The organism is Mesoflavibacter sp. CH_XMU1404-2 (genome assembly GCF_037029465.1).
Taxonomy (GTDB): Bacteria; Bacteroidota; Bacteroidia; order Flavobacteriales; family Flavobacteriaceae; genus Mesoflavibacter.
On record NZ_JAYMEM010000021.1, the window covers coordinates 1 to 528 of the forward strand.

The following is a 528-nucleotide window of genomic DNA, read 5'->3' on the forward strand; positions in this document are numbered from 1 at the left end:
GATCCAAATGGAAACATAACAGATCCATTAGATATCGATACAGATGGAGATGGTGTAACAGACGGACAAGAAGCTGTAGATGGAACAGATCCAAACGATCCATGTTCATTAGAACTTACAAGTCAGACAGAGCCAGTAGATGCAGCTTGGAATGATTTAGACTGTGATAATGATGGATTAACAAATGGAGAAGAGACAACTGGAGTAGATGATCCAAACACACCAGCAGATCCAAATGGAAACATAACAGATCCATTAGATATTGATACAGATGGTGACGGAGTAACAGACGGACAAGAAGCTTTAGATATGACAGATCCAAATGATCCATGTTCATTAGAAATTTCAAGTCAAACAGAACCAGTAGATGCAGCATGGAATGATTTAGATTGTGATAATGATGGATTAACAAATGGAGAAGAGACAACTGGAGTAGATGATCCATCAACACCAGCCGATCCAAATGGAAACATAACAGATCCATTAGATATCGATACAGATGGAGATGGTGTAACAGACGGACAAGAA

1 pseudogene is annotated in these 528 nt (G+C 39.0%); it reads left to right on the plus strand.

Features of this window, described 5'->3' with window-relative positions:
* Positions 1 to 528: pseudogene (locus WA327_RS08395) on the plus strand (hypothetical protein); the annotation flags it as partial.